This is a genomic window from Vibrio sp. 10N.222.52.C12, from assembly GCF_041474215.1.
Classification (GTDB): Bacteria; Pseudomonadota; Gammaproteobacteria; order Enterobacterales; family Vibrionaceae; genus Vibrio; species Vibrio crassostreae_C.
The window spans coordinates 16396-37027 of record NZ_JBFRTR010000030.1 but is presented as its reverse complement, the minus strand read 5'-3'; the positions used below and the strand labels follow the sequence as shown (position 1 = coordinate 37027).

Below are 20632 nucleotides of genomic sequence, written 5' to 3'. Positions count from 1 at the left end.
CCGCAGAGGCCTCTAGCGCTTCCTTTAGGTAAAGAGTGAAACGGCTCACGATGTGAGCCGTTATTGTTTTTAAACTATGTCGGTGTAGGCAAGGTATTTTGAAGTTTGAAGATCGTCGAGTAGAGCTACTGTCATCGATATCAATAGAAGAATCTAAAGTAAACCTCTCTCATCCAATAGTATTTTTGTGTGGAGGGGTAGTCGATGTCACCGCTTCTTCTGATGTTTCAGTTCGAAATATGTTGTTAGAGCACCTTTCAAGCTCCAATCCAGCTCTTTTTGACAAAATTAAGCTAGCTGAATATTTTAAGGATTGGCTGCATGATGCAATCTATGACAACTTATTAACATTTGAAGATGATATAGCAAACATATCCTCCCTAATAATCATTATTCTCGAAAGTGCTGGCTCAATTGCAGAGCTAGGCATATTTGCAGCAAACCCTAACCTCAAAGGTAAATTACTGGTATTTATCCAAGAGTCACACTTCGAACAAAATTCTTTTATCAAGTTAGGCCCCCTTCGTCACATCGATCCTGATGATGACGGTTTTGTTTGTTCCTATTCGTGGGATGATGAAAATATTGGGAGTACACTCCGCCCTTACCTGATTGATATTGAGAACGACATAACTGATTTTTTATCAAATACGCCGGAGCATATTCATATTGAACCAGAAAGTTCAGGTCACATAGCATTCTTAATATATGAGTTAGTGAGTATATATAAAGCTCTTAAACTGACAGAGATTGAGACTTATCTTAAGCTGTTAGGTTTTGAAAAAAGCCGTGTGGAAATTAAAAGATTATTGTTTCTTCTCAATAAACTCGAGTTTATTGATTCAAGAAGACGAGGGAAATTAGATTACTACTTTCCAATATCTAAAGAGCAGAAAGTTCATTTTACTAATAAAACTGGAGAACCTAGGTTTGACAGGAAGAAAATGACAATGGCTGCTATGCAGTTTTACAACACTAACGATTCCGAAAGACACAGAATGTTTGTTATCTCTGAGTTGCTACGAAAAGAGAAAGAGCAAGCAGAGGAGCAAGGAGCTGCATGAGTTATCTTGAACAATTTACTGAAATAACATCTTTGAGTAGCGTCGAAATATTGGATTTTGTCAAATCAGCTCCTCATCGGTACAAGCAGTACACGATCCCTAAAAGAAATGGTAAAGGTGTTAGGCTAATTGCTCAGCCATCAAAAGAAGTTAAATACATGCAATATGTTGGTAAGCAATTAATTCTGGATGAATTACCTGTCCATGCTGCTGCTTATGCTTATCAAGAGGGCACTAGCATTAAAGCGAATGCCAGACAGCATGTGCCTAATCAGTATCTACTTAAGATGGATTTTTCGAACTTTTTCCCATCGATTAAGCCACCACTTTTATTGGGCGTTATTCAAAGTAAGGTTGGTGCCTTATCAACTGACGATATAACTCTTATAAAGAGGTTGTTTTTTTGGCAACGTGATAGGGTTTCTCCTTTGCAATTGAGTATAGGGGCTCCGTCATCCCCTTTAATATCTAATGTGGTCATGTACGACTTTGATGAGTACTTTCACTTGTACTGCTCGGAGCGTGGTATTAGTTATACTAGATATGCTGATGACTTAGCTTTCTCAACTAATGAGCGAGGACTGCTATTTCATATTCCTGATTTAGTTTCAAACTACTTAGTGGAAAATGGTCATTTAGGATTATCAGTAAACTCAATGAAAACAAAGTTTTCTTCCAAGAAACACAATCGTCATGTGACGGGTTTAGTTATTAATAGTGAAAATCAACTCTCACTTGGAAGAGAGCGAAAGAGAAAAATACGGACTCTTGTATATTTATTCTCACAGTCGACTTTAGAAGTGGATGAAAGTTATCATCTTAAAGGTTTACTCGCTTTTGCATTAAATATTGAACCAAATTTCATTCTTCGACTTAGAAACAAATACAGTTCTGAGGTGATAGATAGTATTTTTCGCTATCAAGAGTAATACTGCTAACGAATAAGGATTAAGGTGTTGCGTAGCCAACACTAAATCCCGAGTGTTGAACAAGCCTGAAGCCACTTTATTAAGTAAATTATTCGATGATGGTCGAGGGGCATTGCGCCTGAACTGGTCTATTAACGCATGGCACCAAGTTAGTGACTTTCCATACTTGTAGTTAGTCATGAATTGCTAATTTAGCAAAACCACTAACACAGAAATGTCCAATAACGTTTTGAAACTGGTCAATCTTAATGCGAGCACCAAACAATTCTGTCGTCCCTTAGCCTTGGCACTCGTAATACACCTCCTTTGTAACCTGTCACCTTATTCCTGATTTCATTCTACCGAACAAAAGCGCCTCACTCAGTGTGGGCGCTTTTTTGTTTTCCTTCACAAGGAGTTTTTCTATGTCTACGACTCGTGGTGGTCAAATCACTTTCCATAACATTCGAATGTGGTGGCAAGTGAACGTAACCACAATCAAGTACCTCAATATCTTCGCGGCCTTGCTCGGGCTTATCACTACTTACCTCCTCACCTCGGCCAGCACATTAACCGGTGCCTACTACTACAGTCTATTTTGGCTATTCAACAAATTAGGTTTTAGCCTAAAGCGCAACGTAGTGGTCGAATGGGAAGATCAACGCTACAGCAGCACCCTTGGCCAACAACTGCAAAACCCCATCTTGTCACAGTGCTACCAAGAATTGCTGCAAGCCCTGTTCATTGGCCTACTGGTCTCTGTGGCCACTTCCACCGTGCTGTTTGTGATTATCAACCACTGGTTTAAGAGAAAAGGGCAAGAGCAAAGCGAAGATAACCACATTCGCGGCTTTCAATTGGCTGAGCCTAAAGCCGTCACCGCAGAGCTGAAAAAGAAGAAAAAACTCTCTCCTTTTGCACTCGATGGTCACAAGCTTTTTGTTGATAGGTTTGAGGTCAAGCACTTAATGATTGACGGCACCACAGGCGCAGGTAAATCCGTTGCGATTCGCAAGTTATTGCGCTGGATACGGGCGCGAGGCGATAAAGCCATCATCTACGATAAAGGCTGCGATTTTGTCAGTAAATTCTATGACCCTCATAAAGACGTGATTTTAAATCCCTTCGATGAGCGTTGCGCTGCATGGGATATTTGGAGTGATGCCAAAGAAGCCCCTGACTTTGAATCGCTCGCGGCCGCGCTTATTCCGCAACACGGCGAAGGCGACCCGTTTTGGGTGGATTCCGCACGAACCATTTTCGCAGCAACCACCTATCAAATGATGATCGATGACAAACACAAATGTACCATTGAAAATTTGCTGCACATTATCTTAACGTCGGAGCTTTCCACGCTAGGTGAACACTTAAAAGACACCGAAGCTAGCTCCCTCGTCTCGAAAAGTATCGAGAAGACAGCTATCTCCATCAAATCGGTACTAGCGACTTACATTAAGTCATTACGTTACTTACATGGTTTGGATGAAAAAGACGCACAAGGCCACCATAAACGGGCGCCATTTTCGATCACAGATTGGGTGCAAGATGAATCCCAGCAAGGATTTTTATTCCTATCGAGTAACGCAAGACAACACACCGCACTCAGACCACTGATCTCGATGTGGCTTGCGATTGCCTCCAACGCCATTCTAGGAATGGAGCCCGATGACGACCGCCGAATTTGGGTGATCATCGATGAAATGCCTACGTTACATAAACTGCCTGAACTCACGCACATTATTTCTGAAGTGCGTAAATTTGGAGGATGTTATTTACTGGGTTTGCAATCTTACGCTCAATTAGAAACCACTTACGGGCGCAACGCGGCGAGAGTCATTTTTGATTTGCTCAACACGCGCTTTTTCTTCCGCGCCCCTTCAAAAGCGATGGCCACCATTTCCTCGGATGATCTTGGTGAGCAAGAAATCGATATCTCACGAGAAAATATTTCTTACGGGGCGAACGCACTGCGTGACGGTGTCTCACTTGGCCACCAAAACAAAACGCGTCCTGTGGTTTCTCCTGCCCAAATCCAAGGTTTGGATGATTTAGAGTGTTACTTACGCACCCCTAACTCCATGCTCATCACTAAGCTGCAACTGAAGTACGACCGCATGAGCAATCTCCAACCCTCCTTCATCAAACGCAACCTACCAGGCGGGAAAGCAATGGAGAGTATCGACCAAGCCTTGATTTTTCATGAGTTAATTGCTTTGCATGAACTCGATGAAACCCAAAGAAACCGATTACTCGCCATTCAGCAAAGTACCTATGAAAACGAAGAAGAGCAGCAGCAAACCAGAACCCATCAAAAACAAACCCTTGCCAAAGCACCGAAAAAGGAAAACCCGACCAATAACGCTGCCCAAAACCAACAGCTCGCTGAAAACACACAAAATGCACTACAGCGAGAAACCGAAGAGGCGTCCATGACACAAGCAGAAACGGGCGAGATGTACGATTAACCACACGAAATGAAACATCAAGGAACATTTAGAGACCGAACACAATCTTACCCTCCCCTGTAAAAACCCTTTACCACCCTTTCATTCACATCAACGCCGTCCGCTAACCCATTCGTACCACACCCAACTCACCGGCATTCCGCTGACGTGGCGGCTTTGCTGCGCCCCAAAAAAAGGAGAACACCTTATGATGTCCATTAGCCCTCTTAAATCCGCCTCTGGCGCCGCCAAGTATTACTTAAACGAAGAAAACACCCAAGAGACCCCTGACATTTCTCTCGAAAAAGACAGCAACGACAACTACTACCTCAAAGAAAACAGTACCAATGAAAACACCTTTTGGCATGGTCAGTTAGCCGAAGAAGCAGGCCTACTCGGTAAACCGGTTGACCAAAAAACGTTAGAGTCCGTTTTATCTGGACACCTAGGCCATGAAACCATCAAAGGCAAACGCGACGATCATAAATCGGGGTTTGACCTAACCTTTTCTGCGCCAAAATCGGTCAGTGTACTTGCTCTCGTCGGGGGTGACACACGTTTAATCGATGCGCATAACACGGCGGTCAAATTCGCGCTCTCGCAATTAGAAAAAGACGTAGCACAAGCCACGCACATCAATGACGAAGGCACTCGTGAGTTCATCAATACCGAATCCATGGCCTTTGCGGTCGTGCGCCATAAAACCAGTCGTGAAAACGACCCACAACTCCATTCCCACGCTTTGACGGCAAACATGACGCGCGACAAAGAAGGGCAACTGCGTACACTCGCCTCTTCTCTCAAACAAAAAGGCGGCGTCATCAATGGAACAGGCGAGCGCATTTACCACTTCCAAAAGTACTACACCGCTCTTTACCAGAGTCAGCTTGCCAAAGAGAGCGAACAAATGGGTTATCAAATGCAAGGATTGGGTAACGGCCAATTTGAAGCCAAAGGCCTCCCTCAAATCCTCCTTGATACGTTTTCTACTCGCAAACAACAGCTCGACCAACAAGCCTTAGATTTTGGGGGGACGCAAGCGGCAAAAGATGTAGCCGCACTCGATACTCGCAAAGCCAAAACCTACGAAAGTGAGGCCGAGCTCAATACTCGCTGGCAACAAACGGTGTGCAACAAAGGCTATCAGCCCAAAGACTTGGTTAAAAACGCCCTCGGCATCGCTCAACAAGAGCATCACCCTGAACAAATCGCTAAAGACGCGTTTAGTCGCGCCGTTGAACACTTGGGGCAATACAACACGGCACTAAAACTGCAAAAGATCATAGAATTAGCCGCGGCCGAGTTTACCAAGGGCGGCGTACAAGCCAATGCAATCGACCTTAAAGTGGTCGCAGACCAATGGGTGAAAGACGGGGCGCTTCTCCCCCTTTCCATGAAAGGTCAATACACCACTCAAACCATGCTGAAAACCGAACAAGCGTTAATGGCGGCCAGCAAAGGGCGTACGCACCATATGCGTACTCCCGTCAATGACGCTACGTTAGATAAACTGACCCTCACTCAAGGCAACTGCCAAAAGGTGGCGGACATTTACCAGTCCACCAAACAGTTTCATGTGGTCAATGTGTTTGGCAACAGTGAGCAAATCGCGCAAAACCTATTGAACGTCGGCAACCATGTCGGTAAACGTGTCCACTTAGTGTCACAAAACGCCAAAGACAAACACCGTCATAGCCAAACCATCCAACGTGAAAGTCATACGGTCGCAGCCTGGGTAAAACACCGGTTTCAAGAAGAGCATCGTCACTCTGTCCATAGTTTGTTGCACTCCGACCTACCAATGACCAACAAAGATGTCCTTCTCGTCGACAGCGCCCACAAAATGAGCGCGAATGAGTTGATCGCTTTAAACGCAAAAGCTAAGGGATCGGGGAGCAAAGTCATCTTGCTGAACAACACGTCCAGTCGCCAAGGTTTTAAAGCCTATAACGCCATCGAGCTTTACCGCAAAGGCAACGTCGTCTCGCACTCTTGGGTAGACAGCAAACAGATAGACAGTAAGGTTGCCTTGCACGACAGTGATACGCGCACCCTCGCCAGAGCTTATACCTACTTATCAAACAAAGAAGACACACAAGTGCTGGCGACTTCTCACGTTGAACAACGACGATTGACGGACGCGATCCGGACCTCTCTACAGAACCAGGGTCAACTTGCCCGCAGCGGCATCACCTTGTTGACTCAGCAACCTCATTATTTGTCTAAACCCCAACAGGAGTTAGCGCAACACTACAAGCCGGGCATGACCCTTCGCCATTGGGAAGACGGAAAACCTCAAGAGTTAGTGGTTTCCACATCGGATAAGACAAACAATCGAGTCCATGTACTCAGCAAAACCGATGGACAAGAATACACCCTCGATCCCGCTTCCACCGGATTCAAAGCCCTCAACATGCAGGTCTTTAAACCTGAATCGTTGCAAGTTAACCAAGGTGAACGCCTCATAACCACCAGTAAGCACTTTCCATCTGGGTTGAACGCCAATGAACGTTACGTGGTCACAGGATTATCTAAAGAAACCCTGACGTTAACGGACACGCAAGGCGAATCGAAAACCATCCCCGCTGAAGCCCTGAAAGACGCACCACTAAAATACGACTATGTGCATTCCGCCAGTCATATCGAACCAAGGCCGCACACTCTTATTTCAGGCAAAACCTTTACGCTCTCCAAAGCGCTCTTCCATGATCTGACCGAGAAAAGCGCGCGCATCGATGTGTTTACCGACAACCCCGATAAAGCCCAGGCCGCGCTTGAGAAAAGCGAAGTGAAGCTTTCTGCCATCGAGCGAGTGATGCACACTCAAAGCGTCAACGACCGCTACCTGACTGACACCACCGCCATCACCGTCAAAAGCGACATCCAGCAAGCCCTCACTCTCTTAAACAAAGAGCAAAATTCACCACTGCAAGAGAAAGCGTTGAACTTTGCCCTGAGTCATCTTTCTGAAAAAGAAGCGGCGTTTACACAAAAAGAGTTAGTCGTCGAAGCGATCCGTTACGCTTTTGAAGAGGCCAATCAACCGATAATCAAAGATCAAATTGAAACAGAGCTCGCCAAGCGCAGTGACACCCTCTCTGCCGAATACAGCGACGGCACACGCTGGACCACCCAAGCGGCGCTCGATACCGAAAAGCACATCTTGCGGAACATTGAGCAAGGGAAAAATCAACACAAGCCGTTTGCCACCCACAGACAAGTCAGAGATTATCTCGATGCACAGCCTCGCCTTACCCAAGGGCAAAAGGACGGCATCACCCTTATCTCAACGACCAAAGACAGTTTTGTGGCCGTGCAAGGTTTAGCGGGCACCGGTAAATCCACCCTACTCGAATCCAACATTGAATTGATTCAACACGCTAGCCAAGCCAGTAAACACTCACCTTCACAAATCATAGGTATTGCACCAACGCACGCCGCCGTCAGCGAACTGGAAAGCAAAGGGATACAAGCGCAAACGCTGGAAAGCTTACTGACCGACCTAAGACGTGGCATCACCTTACCAGAGGACTACAAAAACACGCTGTTCTTCCTCGATGAAAGCTCCATGGTCAGCAACCAACAAGCCAAAGAGCTCACCGACCTTGTATTACAAAGCGGCTCCAAAGCCACCTTACTTGGGGATAAAGAGCAGCTGCTTTCTCTTAATGCCGGTAAACCGTTTGAATTGAGCATGAGACAAGGACTCATCGATACGGCTTTTATGACCGACATCATTCGTCAGAAGAATGAAATACTGCTTGGTGCCGTACACAACATTGTGGATAAGCAGCCACACAGCGCCCTCGATAAACTCTCTCAGCAAAGCCCTGATACACTCGGTAGCACGCAACATATTATCTCCACCCTCGATGAGAGTGCGAAAGACCAAAGCAAAGCACAGCTTATTGCCACCGAAAAGCTGCCTTACGCTGTAGCACAGGACTACCTTGCCCGTACGCCCGAAACGCGAGAAAACACGCTTATCATTGCTTACACGAATAATGAGCGTGACCACATCACTGAGCACATTCGTGTCGGACTGATGAAAACACAAGAGATAGGCCAAGAGAACATCACCACCACCCGATTGCGCTCTACAGGTGAGAGCAAAGAAGAGTTAGCCACCATGATGCCTTATCAGAAAGGGCTCATTTTAAGCACCAAGCAAGGAGAGTACGACATCATTACCCACATTGATTCGGAGCACGGAGTGGTGACACTTCAAGACGTGAATACAGGTAAGACAAAACCGTTTTTGCCACGTAACAAAGACCACAAATACACGTCACTCTTCGCTCAATCAGAAAAGCCGCTTTCAACCGGTGATAAAATCATGACCCGCTTTACCGACAAAGCGCGAGGCATTAAAGCCAATGTGGAATACACCATCAGCCGTGCCACCAAGGAAGAAATCACCGCGCTTTCGAAAGAAGGGCAAACGTTAAACCTCAATCCAAACCAACTCAAAGATGGGCATTGGGATTACGCTTACACCAGAACTGCGGACATGGCGCAAGGAGCGACGTATCAGTACGTCATTACCACTCTCAAAGGCAAAGGCGCACTGACGAACTTAAGACGCGCTTACATCGATTTGAGCCGAGCGAGCACTCATGTCAAACTTTTTACCGATAACCCAAAACAGATGATGAAGAGCTGGTTATCAAAAGAGGTCAATAAACACAGTGCCATTGAAACCATCGAAAACATTGCACCACACAGTACCCCTTACTTTAATGACAAAGCTCTGCCTCATGAAGACGTACGTTATCAAAATAGAAACGGAGATTTTGACTACAACCAATTTAAAGAACACATCAACCAAGCGCTCCCTAAATACACCGAAAGCTTAGCCATCAACCTATTGGGACAACCGAACCCATCTAAATCAGACCGTGACTATTTAACCTTTGGTATCGGTAAATCGGCTCTAAAAGTGTCATTAACGGGGGAATATCGAGGGTATTTTAAAGACTATACCACCGGTGAAAAAGGCTCATTAATCAATTTGATGATGAGTCATAAGGAAATAAATTATAAGGAGGCAATGAAAGAAGCCCACAACATCCTTAATGATCCTAATAAATACCAACTCACCGCCAACCCTAAACATGAACAATTACTGACTACTACGCCAAAACACATGGCACAATTTGAAGAGAGAGCGAAAGAATATATACAAACCAGTCAGCCACTCACAGGCACATTAGCCGAAACTTACCTCAATAAATTAGGTATTGAACACCCTAAGAGTGACCATGTTCATTTTCATCAAGCAGTGTACTCCTCGGAGGACCAGACATTTCACTCGGCAATGATAACTAACATTCACGATAAAAAAGGAGAAACAAAAGCGATTGAAGTGACTTATTTAGACGGGCAAGGAAATAAAGATCCGGCACTCGACATCAACCCACGGATATTAGGCACGAAATCCAAACAAATAACGCGATTCCATCAAGGCAGTGATTTGCACACCACCATCATCAGTACCTCAATCGAGAATGCTTTTATTATTAATCAAGCGCATCAAGGCCAATACGACATTATCAATGTCAATCATAAGAATGACATTCAGAATATCTCCACCGATGAACTCAGACAGAACATTGTGATTGTACTGAGTCAAGGAAATACTGATTTAAATCCCAACAACGTTGAAAAAATCATGGCCAACTTTTCAGGGAGAAATATTCAGTTTGTTTCACCTGACGATATGCTTGAGGAAATTAAACAGGGTATTGAACAATACCATCAACAAACGCATCAACAAAAAGAGGAATTCGACACACCCACTCAAGACCATGATTCATTAACCAACGAGCCGGACACTGATATTAATCAACACACAAAAGAAATCAAAGATAAAGAGCTTGAACACTTCGACAGCAAAGAACCCTCCCCTCAAAAAACGTTTGATTTTAATCAGGAGCGTGACAACAACAATGACCAAGATAATAAACTAGATAGAGAGTTAGAGCGGTAGAAAAAGGGGTGTCCAATGGACTACCCTTTTTTTTTGCCTGCCAGAAACTCATCGGCTTTATTATCGATATCAGATTTCACCTGTTGCCTAAAGGGTTTGGATTCTTTTTGTTGTCGGAATAATTTTTCACCATCAAAGGTTTGTCCATGAACCACATCAGTGATCGCAGATGAGCCACGAACGACACGATAAATCTCTTCCATCAACGCACGGTTCGATGGACTATCATCCTCACTGTCATTGAGTTTGATGCGCAGTGCCAACATCAAAAGTTGGCGTGTGGCCTCTGCATCACTTAATGCTTCCTTATCCCTAAACGTCTTAAAATCTTGCGCTAACTTTCCACGTAAAGAACTTTGTAGCGGATAAGAACGTGTCATATTGCCCTCCTCAATCCCAATTAAAAGCATTGTTATTCAAATGAAATTTCAATCAATTAATTTTATAAAAGACCCTTCAAGCATTGTCAATAAAGGGCTCAATCAACATTCAATGATTTCCAATTAAAGGACCTTGAAAACGCTCTCATCGCTTTACCTATAAGGGATCAATTAATAATCATTGAAAAAATATATTTATCCATTGAAATTTAATCGGCTAATTAGTGTAATTTCTGAAAATTTTTCCACGTTACTTTAAGCGACTATTATATCTTTAACTTTTTGTTTTTATTATCTTTATGTTTTTCACAGACAACCATTTGCATTGATTTCAATGCGCCGTAGGGTGTGGATGATTCCCAAGCGGTAACAATGACCTCCAATGAGTCTGCATCTAGTTTGTTTTCTTGGGGGGTGTTTTAGGAACGTCGAGCTCAAAAGCCGAACCGTTGGCGATTGAACCTAGGGTGATTGAGACCATTAGGGAAGGAATGTAAAATGGAAAAAGAAGATCGTGACACAACTAGCGCTGCACCATTACGGTGCAAGAAAGGTTATTTTAATGGCGACTGATAATAGACTTTTTGAACTTTTTTGATGTATATTTTTCTGGCGCTTTCGGTACGTTTAAGAAATCCTGCATTATAAGCGCCTACGCTATTCCAATTATAACCATGGCTGGCAAAGTTAGAGCTTAATACCCACGCACCTAATGAAACATTAAAACAAGGTTCGTAGACATTGGTTTCATTGACATTAAATTCAACCAGTCGAGGAAACCAACTAGAGTTAATTTGCATGAGTCCAAAATCACGACTGGTTACTTGACCTTTTTTATTTTTGTTTTCGTTATAAGCATGAGGATCAAGACTGCTTTCAACTTGTGCTATCGATCGCAGCAAATCTGGATCAACATTATAATGTTGTCCTGCTTCATCAAAACAAAACGAATACCCGACACTTGGAAATACCGACAATAATAAGATTAGTTTTTTCATAAGCTAAAAAATGGAGTCCAAAGGAACTCCATTATATCGCGTGAATTGACGTCATCAATATTCATTAGGGAGTAAAATCGTAGTGCAACTACGATCACGCTCGGTAATTATCCAAACTTGTTCATTACAAATGGTATAACTGGATAAAACCCGCTCGCCTGTCTTAGTGGCTTCGTCATTGGTAAGTTTATCTTCAACACAGACATTTCCCCAATCACCATTTTGGTGACGATGTAAGTAAATCGGTAAATTCACACCAATATTGTTATTTAGCAGTTCAGCAATGCCTTGTGTACAAACAACTTTGCCAAGAGCAAACGGCACAGCCGTACAAAAATAATTTTTTCCTTTTGTTTCTTCGTTACCTGATGTAACATTTTTAATGTTCATTTTATTTACCCCTGTATTTAAATTGAATTTGCCTTGATATTTGATACAGCAAATATCAAGGCGCTTTACTTTTAGCGTTTAATAAACGTCTTCCGTTTTACGAATGTGATTAAACACCTCATACACTTCATCGTAAGAAATGCCATACCCTTCGAGCTTTTCGACACAATCACAAATGTCATTGGTATAGAAACACTCGTGATTGAATAGCTCACGGCGAATGATCGCTTTTTTACCATTCTCTTCGATGTCTTCGACGATCCCTTCTTGAGCAATAGAATCTAAACGGGTCATTAATTGCTTCGCATTATCAACAGGGCAAATTAAACCCATACCTAATGACGCATATTTCACGCCCTCTTTTTTTTCTCCATCGAGCTGCTTATTAGAAAAAGCAAAGAACGCCCCCGCCTCATTAAATGCTTGCGTTTGTTTGGCTTGAATATAGTGAGAGAGATATTTCATCACTTACTCCTTACGTTATTAAAAAATATCCCAAGAATTAAAACGGGCAACGGTGAAACGAAAAGAGGGATCTCGAAGGGGTTGATACATCCTTCACAATAAAATTGTCAGTTAAGTCCCCTATTTTAAAGTGGTGCAAGATACTCTTCTCAACCTCAGCCTGAGTGGATGGGTAGAACTTAGAATCACGCAAAGTAAATCCTGCAATTTTGAGTTCAGCTAAGGTAATGTCGCTACACGGCGTAAGAGAAAAGCCGTGCTCTTCTCCCTCTGTACGCTGAGGAATACGCAGTAAAGAGATATCATTTTTTGGTGAGCTTTCGTGCCCAGCGGCGAAACGCTGGTCGCTGAGCGTCAATGTAGAGAGAGTTGGGGTTGAGTTTTGTTGTGCCATGACAAGTTTCCTTTCTGTTTGAGTATCACTTTTATGGAGCCGCTTGGCTGTCCAGATCTCAAACAGGGTTCTTCTCTGCAGGGGCGCGAAGCGTTTATTAACCCTTGCAGAGAAGGTTCTGATTGAAGATGGTGAACAGTCTGCGAGCGCCATCCAATGATGCGAGTCGAAAGGAAAATCGGCACATAAGAAAACAAGCCCTTACTCGAACTTAATTGAAGCCAGTGAAAGGCAATAAGGAGGCACGACGAAGCGCAGCTACGCAGTAGCGGAGGCGTTGGGTGATTGTTCGCAGTAACTTAATGTCACATCGAGCTTGCTCGATAACAGTGCCATAAGTTATCGCGAGAGGAGTGAAGCGACGGAATGAGCCGACCGAAGGGAGAACGCCCAATATTTAAGTTTAATACGTACTTTATAGATTGATTGGCGTTAGAAAAAGAACCGTCCGTACTCAATCTTCAAGGGTAAGCGTTCGAACGCGGTTCAAGTCAAATATCACAATAAATCTAAAGGGCTATTCGCCGTCTAGCCATTAACTCAATTAGCCTCCATCTTTTTGGTCAGGGAGAGTGGAAAGTGAAAAAGCTTGATGCAAAGAAACGCAGAGCATGGCAAAAGCTGCACTTGGCTGTTCATGTCGATACACCCGAAACCATGAGTGCGGAAGTCAGTTTTGTTGTGCCATGAGCCTCTAAAAAAGAAAGGTTGTCCCTCACTGAAACTCACCTCGAAAGAAGGTAATGCTTTGGGAAGAGAGTGGAGCAATAAATGAAGCGGAAAAGGCGCTAACGAGCGGTAAAACGAGTTTGAAATACTACAACGCTCAGATAGGTGAAATGATAGTAAATGTCAAAACTACAAACAAAAATTATAGCTCTGGCTATGCCAGTTAGAAGCCAACGGTTAGCCATAGACGATGTAGCTTTATCTCCAGGCAGATTTTATCAACACCACCACTTTGCCACACAACCCTTTATGCTTGAGCAGCTAATGAGAAAGTTGTGCGAGTTCGTCTGTATTCAATCCCGTGACATCCATAATGGTTTGTTGATCTAGACCATTAAGCAGCATCTTACGCGCCATATCCTTGAGCGCTTCTTGGCGGCCTTTTTCCTCACCTAATTGTATACCTTCTTGGCGCCCTTCTTGGCGGCCACGTTGCTCGCCTTGTTGGCGCAATTGTTCTGCAATAGTCATAAGTGTTTCCTCGTGTTTCGGTACTGATGAGACCAGTGACGTAATTAACGCTTCTAGGTTACTTGTTTCACCCACTTGGAGTAAGTAGCTCATCAATGACTGTACTTGCTTATCTGTAGTGTAATCGGTGAAGAGCAATGTGACCAGAGGCTCAAGGAAATCCATGATATCACGATGCTTCGCGTGCTTTTGTACAAGTTCAAGTAACGCGATACGGCGATGTTGCATTATCTCATCATCGGAGATAACAGTGACATCGACCAATGGAAAATCTTGAGTATAGAGAGCCTTAGCCATCTTAGGGTTAGCAAAACCTTTTAACCAATTCATCTCATATGGGTAGGGCGAGACTTGGCCATGGTAAAACTGCAAAGGGATCACCAAGGGTAAGTGCTCATGACCCGCTTCAATATGCTGTTGCATGGCAGCGATAGCGTAACGCATCAGTCTGAACGCCATGTGTTTATCTGGCCGACTCTGGTGCTCGATTAACGCATAGACGTACCCTTCCCCCTGAGACGTTTTAAGAGAATAAAGGACATCCTAATAGTAAGGCCGTAAGTTTTCTTCTATAAAGCTGCCTGATTCGAGCTTTAAGGTCGTCAAATCAGTACCATGATAAAAATTCTGCACCATGTTGGTTTCTTTCTACACATCAATTTAGTTCATTTACTCTAAGTAATCTTTGCCCCATTCTGCGTTTCGGCAGCTAGCTATCACAGAATGCAGCCGCCAATTTTGACCTACTTGTTCTTATGTCTAGAGCTCTAACTATGTGACCAAATCTGCTAATCCACTACATTAGAAGGGCAACTCTCTTCCCTGTAATTGATCGTTATCCCGTAAAATTCGAGCTTATCTAGTAATAAACTGCCGAATACCTTTTTGGTCATTTAATTTTCACATCCAAACCAAGTGATATTAAGGTACCTACCAGTGTTGTGATCACCACCGATATCAATGAACCAATCAGCACATACTCAGTCATGCTTCGGTCGTCTGATTTATTCAACTCACCAAACCTAAATATTGACTTAGCCGCCAATACAAAACCCACAGCTGCATAGCTCCCCACAAGCGTAAAGGTCAGTATTAACACTCGCTCTAAGTAACCGATCAACTCACCACCTGCGATAAGACCACTAATACTAGTAGTATCTTGAGCTGATATTGGAAACTTCCTTAAGACGCAGCCAATCACAATCGAAGTTGGCTTGAGAATTAGTAAGTAAGCAAATACCACCATAACACCATCTGAGAACTTCTCATCTTGTAGTACGGCATCGATCATTACACCATCTGCCATGTGAAAGGCAATGGCTACTAGCACTGATACATGCAAAGTCTGGTCGATAATAAAATAGGAAAACTTACCACCATTTCGTGCTCTTACTTTCCACAAATCGATAATAAAATGACTTACCGCTATGATAACTACCAAGCAAGTAGTTGAGCGCCAGTCAATACCTAACGCTATAGCAGGAACTAACAACGCGACACCGTGTAATAGTGAGTGAAAGTACAGTTCAGTTGAACGGTAAGTGTATTTTTTCTTTGCTTCTACCCATTGGTTCGGCTGGAGGTAAAAATCACAGATAATGTGAATCATCAAGAACGGTATTAGAACATCAAAAAAATTAAACATACTTGAGTCCCGTCACTTGGTTTATGAATCGCCAATTTAGCTCACTGATTAGCGGCCAACCTGAAGCTTTAAGAGACTTACTGGCAGTGGCAGTAGCAACATCGAGCTTTTCTGCTAACTCACTAATAGACAAACCTTCATTGGTTCGAAGCATCGGAAGCATAACTTCACATTGGCGCGAGGTTAATTCCGTTAGTTGTCTATCGAGGTACTTAAAGAGTAAGTCAAAGTGCTCAGTGAGTTCGAAACGGTCAGAGTTAAATAACAACCTGTCGCTTTTTAAGGCTTTTAGTCCACGCCCAGAAAGAACAAATGCTTCACCCATCGATTCAGAGACCAACTCACGCAAATCGGCATTAGAGGCAATAGCAAGGCTAATACGACTATCAAACTCTTTGCCAAGCGCTTTAATGCCAATACGATAAATGATGGTATATCTCAGAGCGTTTTCAATATCATGTACCACGGTCTGAAATTCATCACCGCGCTCAATGCTGTGCGCATTTGATGAATTTGCTTCGGTGATCTGTCTCTGAATGTCCTTGATTCGTTTAAGAAGTTGTTCAAACTGTTCAGATGTTAGCTTGGTTGAGTTGACAATATCGCCGCTGATCACTGCGATAGGTTTAGAGGTAGGCTCCACATTAAAACTCCTTCTTTCATGTAGATGCCAATTTAGCCGTTTATGGCTAATAATGCAAATTTAGCCGTTTATGGCTAATAGGTGGAAATTAGCCGTTTAGGGCTAAACGATTCATGAAGCTTGTCATTACCTTAGTTTGACTGTAATCACTTTTACGAGTGCCGTTCGACTACTGTGGCAGTGATCCAATATGATCTGCACCATCAATAATGGATACTGACTCACTTTTGTCCAAGAGTTTCTTAGGTTGAATTTCTACCCTTGGCACTTTCTAACTCGAAAGTGCCCCAAAGTGAGCCAGAGAGGGATTGACCTCAGTTTCAAACCTTGCAACTTGCCTTACTTTTCCTCATGCCTAGAGTTCCAACAATGTAGCTAAGTTATCTAATCTACAACAGACTGACCCTCAATCACAGTTACGCACAAATATGTGGCTCAATTATTTCTAGGCTATTGAATAGTGGAAAGCATTGATAACGTGCCTTGAATCAGATGCAATGTGTGCTTGCACGGCTTTCAACTAGAAAATCAACTCAAAACTAAATAATATTTATATTTTTCAGGTGGTTAGGTGGGTGGAGTGCATGAGATGCCAATTCATTCTGGTACTATACTAAAATGTTAGGGTTCTCGAGTGAGACTTATGTTTAAGTTTTTGTTCTGAAAATCACTATAATTCATCGCTTTCTTTCGGTTTAGGTATAAGACATGGACTACATATTAGCTGGAGTCGTTATATTTTCGGTAAGTATTGGAGTTGCTTCCATTAAGCGCTGTATGGAAAGGTATACTGAAAAAATCATCACCAGTCAAAAACAGTTAGAAAGTAATCTAATTGAAGACAATCTAAAACTCAAAGAGCAAGTCAATCAACAAACTGAGGAGCTCTTAATCATGATGAGATACGTGAAAATTCACAAAAGTATGGATCACTTTAAAGATTTTAGAGATCACATGAAAACGGCGATGTCTTTAAATCACGATGGTTTTAATAATAACTAAATCAAGCCCATACAAACATTTAAGTGTGATTTTCCACGATTGGCATTTTTTGTCTGGGTTTAGTTCAGGGTTTACGGCGTTCCAGTTGAGTGCAGTGGTAGCTCATCACCTTAATTGGGCTAATTTTAAGTGGATAGTCCATGAATAGTAGATTTATTAACTACAAACAAGAAGAAATTGAAAAAAATATATATCGAGTATTCAGTTTTGAACGTTTACTTGAATTATTTAATCAACAAGAACTTACATTAGTCCACCCGTCTCTATGGGAAGACCCATTTGAGAATTTTTTCTTGAACTCCGAATTTACAAATGCTGCTGGACGCACATTTTCATTGGATTTAAAGTATGGTGTCTATGGCCAATGTTGGTCATTGTCTAGAGAGTCTGATGCGATGTGGCGTATTTATTCTCCAGATAAAAGAGGTGTTAAGGTAAGGACAACTTCTCGTAAATTACTCAGTTATTTGAATGATGCGACCGTTGATTATGGTTCTGCTTATATTGGTAAGGTTAATTACTTACCAAAAACAAAAATGAATGAATTATGCAATGATGATAATTTTATTCGCTCATCTTTAGATTCTGAACAAGGGATAGCATCGACCTTATTATATAAGCGCCGAGAGTTCTCCCATGAAAATGAAGTCCGGTTAATTCATACTAAAGCTAGTTGCCGAGAAGGAAGTGACAAAGTATTTTCTTTTTCAGTTAACCCTATGGAGTTGGTAGATCAGATTGTTTTTGACCCACGAATGAACGATGACCTGTTTCAGGTATACAAAAAACACATATCGGATTTAGGCTTTAAGAAGAGTATTGTAAAGTCGTCACTCTATGATTTACCAGCGTTGAAAATTAAAATTTAACAAAGCAATCAATATGATGCGTTACGCTCGGCGGATTTGGTATGGAGTTTGGTGGGTTCATCGTGACACACCTTATTGCAGGGTTAGCTCTCTTACGGAGAAAAATTTTGAAATTGCAATACAATAATTACGATGAGTACATGAGGTTTATATCATCTGATGATGCATTGTTTCATTTTACTCGGAAAGATACATCGTTGGAGTACATCCTGTTCAATAAGTCTCTTCGGTTCGGCGAGTTTTCAGGGACTAATGATCCACAAGAATATAAGTCTAAGTTAACAGGGGCGGTTGGCTGGGGTTGGGAAAGCCGTCATGATCAAAAAATTGAAGAAGCTACATTGCTAGTTGATAAAATACTGAGAGAGAAGTCCAAGTTCATATCATTTTGCCAAAACGATATTGTTGATGACAATTTGCATTCTCATGGCGTGCTGAAATCTAGAATGTGGGCTCAATATGGCGAGAACCATAAAGGTATATGTATTGTTGTTTCGAAAGCTAAATTGATTGATCAATTGACTACGGCGTTTGACCTAAATTATCAATTAGATTATGGCAAGATTCAATACGAAGAACCTGATCTAAGCCGGAATATACCTTGCTTAGATATCGATGGTCCGGAATTAGATAACCTTACAAGCAGTGATGTGGCGATAAATTTTGTAACTAAGCACATTGATGAACTTCTCTTTACAAAACAGCCGGATTACAAAGATGAAGCTGAGTTTAGGTTTGTTTTAATTCCCAAATATTTAGAACATGTCTCAGTACCAATTCATGTCGATTTATTAAAGTGCGTGCATTCGATAATACTTGGTGATGCGTTCCCCGTGGTTTACAAGCCGACGATTTTTCAGTTGGGGCAAGAGTTAAAAATTCCCGTTAAGAAGTTACATTGGGAACATCATGCTTACATTTTACTAAATTGGGACAAGAGCTAACAAACGACTAAGGCTTCAACTTACTTTGCCTAATCTGACAGGAACGTTTTAGTACAGTAATTCTAAATTGTTCCTGTAAAGAGGCTTCGTAGATCTTAAGTTTTACTCGTGGCACTTTTCTCAAAAAGTGCCAGCTAGCTCAAATCTGCCCCGTTATGAGCTACGACCGATTAGCCTCTCAACTCACAAAAGTATAATTTGACTTAGATTTAATAATTCTAAAATGTAGAAGTAAAGTCAGATACCCCCTCTATTTAAGTGGCCAAATTCAGTGTGCCACAACACTTATGTTATCTAACCGATATGATTAAGTATTTCATGGAAATATTTCTAATTTGATATCAGTAACAATTCATCGTTATTTCTAATAGCGATAGATCATATTGATCCCAGATACCCATTAAAACCCGACACCAAGAATCTGGCAGTTTTTATAAATATTATCACCATCCCAAGACCAGACCATCGGCTCCGTTTCCATCACTGTGCACGGTTCACCAAGCATCGTTTTGTTTTCAGGCATACTTATAACTCGTTGACCTCTGTACTCCCAAAGGCTACTGTAACCAGAATTCTGTCTCATACTTACAACGTTGGTCATGCCACAGGAGTTTGAAAGAGGTTCACTGGTGTTACGCCAATAGGCGTTTTCGCCACTACCGACTGCGGTGAATTCAAGATCGAAAGTATTTGCGGATAGTTTGCAAGTTTCTTTCTGGGTTTCGACATCAAGCTTCGTCAAATGATGAAGAAAGTCTTTTGCTTCATCCATATTTTTTAATGGGCAGGCAGAATACATTGATTTCCACTGTGAATAGTGATTTTTCTTTCTTTCGTCACTGGTGCTTTCAATTAATTTATTTAAACCTTTAATAATCGAGCTATCACATACCGATGCGTTTAGTTTTTCAAGGCTTTCAACCTCCAATAGCTCAGCATCAATCCTGCTAAGCTTATTCTCAATTTCATCTTGAGAATTGATATGTTGAGATAATGTAATTTGGTTAAAGGTGCATATCATTTTCGTGTCGGTTATAGACTTGCATCCCCCGTTGAGGATTGAATTCATAATATCCCCCGATTTGGGACTTAAATTTAAATAGGAAGGTACTTTTAATGTTTCTGCTTGCGCATTCATGGCCAATGTAGCTAATAACCAATACCAACGACTCATAGGAACGCCTTATTTTTTTGATTTGAGGATTTTTTTGGATGTTACTCAAGTTAAACTTGTTATAGGTATCGCGACTAGTGTGAAAAATCAATACACATGCTATTCATCTGTGTTTGCAATATC

15 protein-coding genes and 2 pseudogenes are annotated in these 20632 nt (G+C 42.2%); 8 read left to right on the top strand and 9 right to left on the bottom strand.

Annotation, left to right across the window (positions count from 1 at the left end):
• Positions 1-98 precede the first annotated feature (98 nt).
• The 4 genes from AB4623_RS06635 (at position 99) to traI (ending at position 10405) form a co-directional block, all read left to right on the top strand.
• Positions 99-1064 carry a retron St85 family effector protein gene (locus AB4623_RS06635; protein ID WP_145577872.1) on the top strand — a complete coding sequence of 322 codons (966 nt, stop codon included), beginning with the start codon at positions 99-101 and terminating at the stop codon, positions 1062-1064.
• Positions 1061-1993, top strand: coding sequence for a retron St85 family RNA-directed DNA polymerase (locus AB4623_RS06630; RefSeq protein WP_145577874.1), 933 nt, complete (start codon positions 1061-1063; stop codon positions 1991-1993). Before AB4623_RS06635 ends, AB4623_RS06630 begins: the two co-directional genes overlap by 4 nt.
• A gap of 404 nt (positions 1994-2397) precedes the next feature.
• Positions 2398-4437, top strand: a complete 2040-nt coding sequence (gene traD, locus AB4623_RS06625; RefSeq protein ID WP_016800260.1) for a type IV conjugative transfer system coupling protein TraD — start codon at positions 2398-2400, stop codon at positions 4435-4437.
• Between the two features lie 187 nt (positions 4438-4624).
• Positions 4625-10405, top strand: coding sequence for a conjugative transfer relaxase/helicase TraI (traI, locus tag AB4623_RS06620; RefSeq protein ID WP_372146011.1), 5781 nt, complete (start codon positions 4625-4627; stop codon positions 10403-10405).
• A gap of 20 nt (positions 10406-10425) precedes the next feature.
• On the opposite strand, the gene AB4623_RS06615 is transcribed toward traI, so the two are convergent.
• From AB4623_RS06615 to AB4623_RS06595, 5 genes are all read right to left on the bottom strand, one after another.
• Positions 10426-10785 carry a hypothetical protein gene (locus AB4623_RS06615; RefSeq protein ID WP_372146009.1) on the bottom strand — a complete coding sequence of 120 codons (360 nt, stop codon included), beginning with the start codon at positions 10783-10785 and terminating at the stop codon, positions 10426-10428.
• Positions 10786-11339: 554 nt separating this feature from the next.
• Positions 11340-11783, bottom strand: a complete 444-nt coding sequence (locus AB4623_RS06610; protein ID WP_017060513.1) for a lytic transglycosylase domain-containing protein — start codon at positions 11781-11783, stop codon at positions 11340-11342.
• Positions 11784-11837: 54 nt separating this feature from the next.
• Positions 11838-12173, bottom strand: a complete 336-nt coding sequence (locus AB4623_RS06605) for a type I restriction endonuclease subunit M (protein WP_372146007.1) — start codon at positions 12171-12173, stop codon at positions 11838-11840.
• 78 nt (positions 12174-12251) lie between these two features.
• The gene (locus AB4623_RS06600; protein ID WP_133991970.1) at positions 12252-12638 is read right to left on the bottom strand and encodes a hypothetical protein; all 387 of its coding nucleotides are present in this window, start codon (positions 12636-12638) and stop codon (positions 12252-12254) included.
• Positions 12639-12675: 37 nt separating this feature from the next.
• Positions 12676-13032, bottom strand: coding sequence for a hypothetical protein (locus AB4623_RS06595; protein ID WP_057622971.1), 357 nt, complete (start codon positions 13030-13032; stop codon positions 12676-12678).
• A 469-nt stretch (positions 13033-13501) separates the two neighbouring features.
• Between AB4623_RS06595 and AB4623_RS06590 the strand changes: the two are divergent.
• Positions 13502-13932: pseudogene (locus AB4623_RS06590) on the top strand (IS5/IS1182 family transposase); the annotation flags it as partial.
• Between the two features lie 90 nt (positions 13933-14022).
• On the opposite strand, the pseudogene AB4623_RS06585 reads toward AB4623_RS06590, so the two are convergent.
• From AB4623_RS06585 to AB4623_RS06575, 3 genes and pseudogenes are all read right to left on the bottom strand, one after another.
• Positions 14023-14877: pseudogene (locus tag AB4623_RS06585) on the bottom strand (Rpn family recombination-promoting nuclease/putative transposase); the annotation flags it as partial.
• A gap of 244 nt (positions 14878-15121) precedes the next feature.
• The gene (locus AB4623_RS06580; protein WP_102535353.1) at positions 15122-15877 is read right to left on the bottom strand and encodes a DUF3307 domain-containing protein; all 756 of its coding nucleotides are present in this window, start codon (positions 15875-15877) and stop codon (positions 15122-15124) included.
• A complete protein-coding gene (locus tag AB4623_RS06575; RefSeq protein WP_102560860.1) occupies positions 15870-16520 on the bottom strand; it encodes a hypothetical protein in 651 nt (216 codons plus the stop codon). Before AB4623_RS06575 ends, AB4623_RS06580 begins: the two co-directional genes overlap by 8 nt.
• 708 nt (positions 16521-17228) lie before the next feature.
• Here AB4623_RS06575 and AB4623_RS06570 point away from each other — a divergent pair.
• The 3 genes from AB4623_RS06570 (at position 17229) to AB4623_RS06560 (ending at position 19335) form a co-directional block, all read left to right on the top strand.
• Positions 17229-17522, top strand: coding sequence for a hypothetical protein (locus AB4623_RS06570; RefSeq protein WP_102535438.1), 294 nt, complete (start codon positions 17229-17231; stop codon positions 17520-17522).
• A gap of 140 nt (positions 17523-17662) precedes the next feature.
• Positions 17663-18391 (top strand): DUF2971 domain-containing protein, encoded by a 729-nt coding sequence (locus tag AB4623_RS06565; RefSeq protein WP_054543037.1) that lies wholly within the window; start codon positions 17663-17665, stop codon positions 18389-18391.
• Between the two features lie 41 nt (positions 18392-18432).
• Complete coding sequence (locus tag AB4623_RS06560; protein ID WP_102420955.1) at positions 18433-19335, top strand: DUF2971 domain-containing protein; 903 nt, start codon at positions 18433-18435, stop codon at positions 19333-19335.
• A gap of 400 nt (positions 19336-19735) precedes the next feature.
• On the opposite strand, the gene AB4623_RS06555 is transcribed toward AB4623_RS06560, so the two are convergent.
• The gene (locus tag AB4623_RS06555; protein WP_133148840.1) at positions 19736-20509 is read right to left on the bottom strand and encodes a hypothetical protein; all 774 of its coding nucleotides are present in this window, start codon (positions 20507-20509) and stop codon (positions 19736-19738) included.
• Positions 20510-20632: the final 123 nt, after the last annotated feature.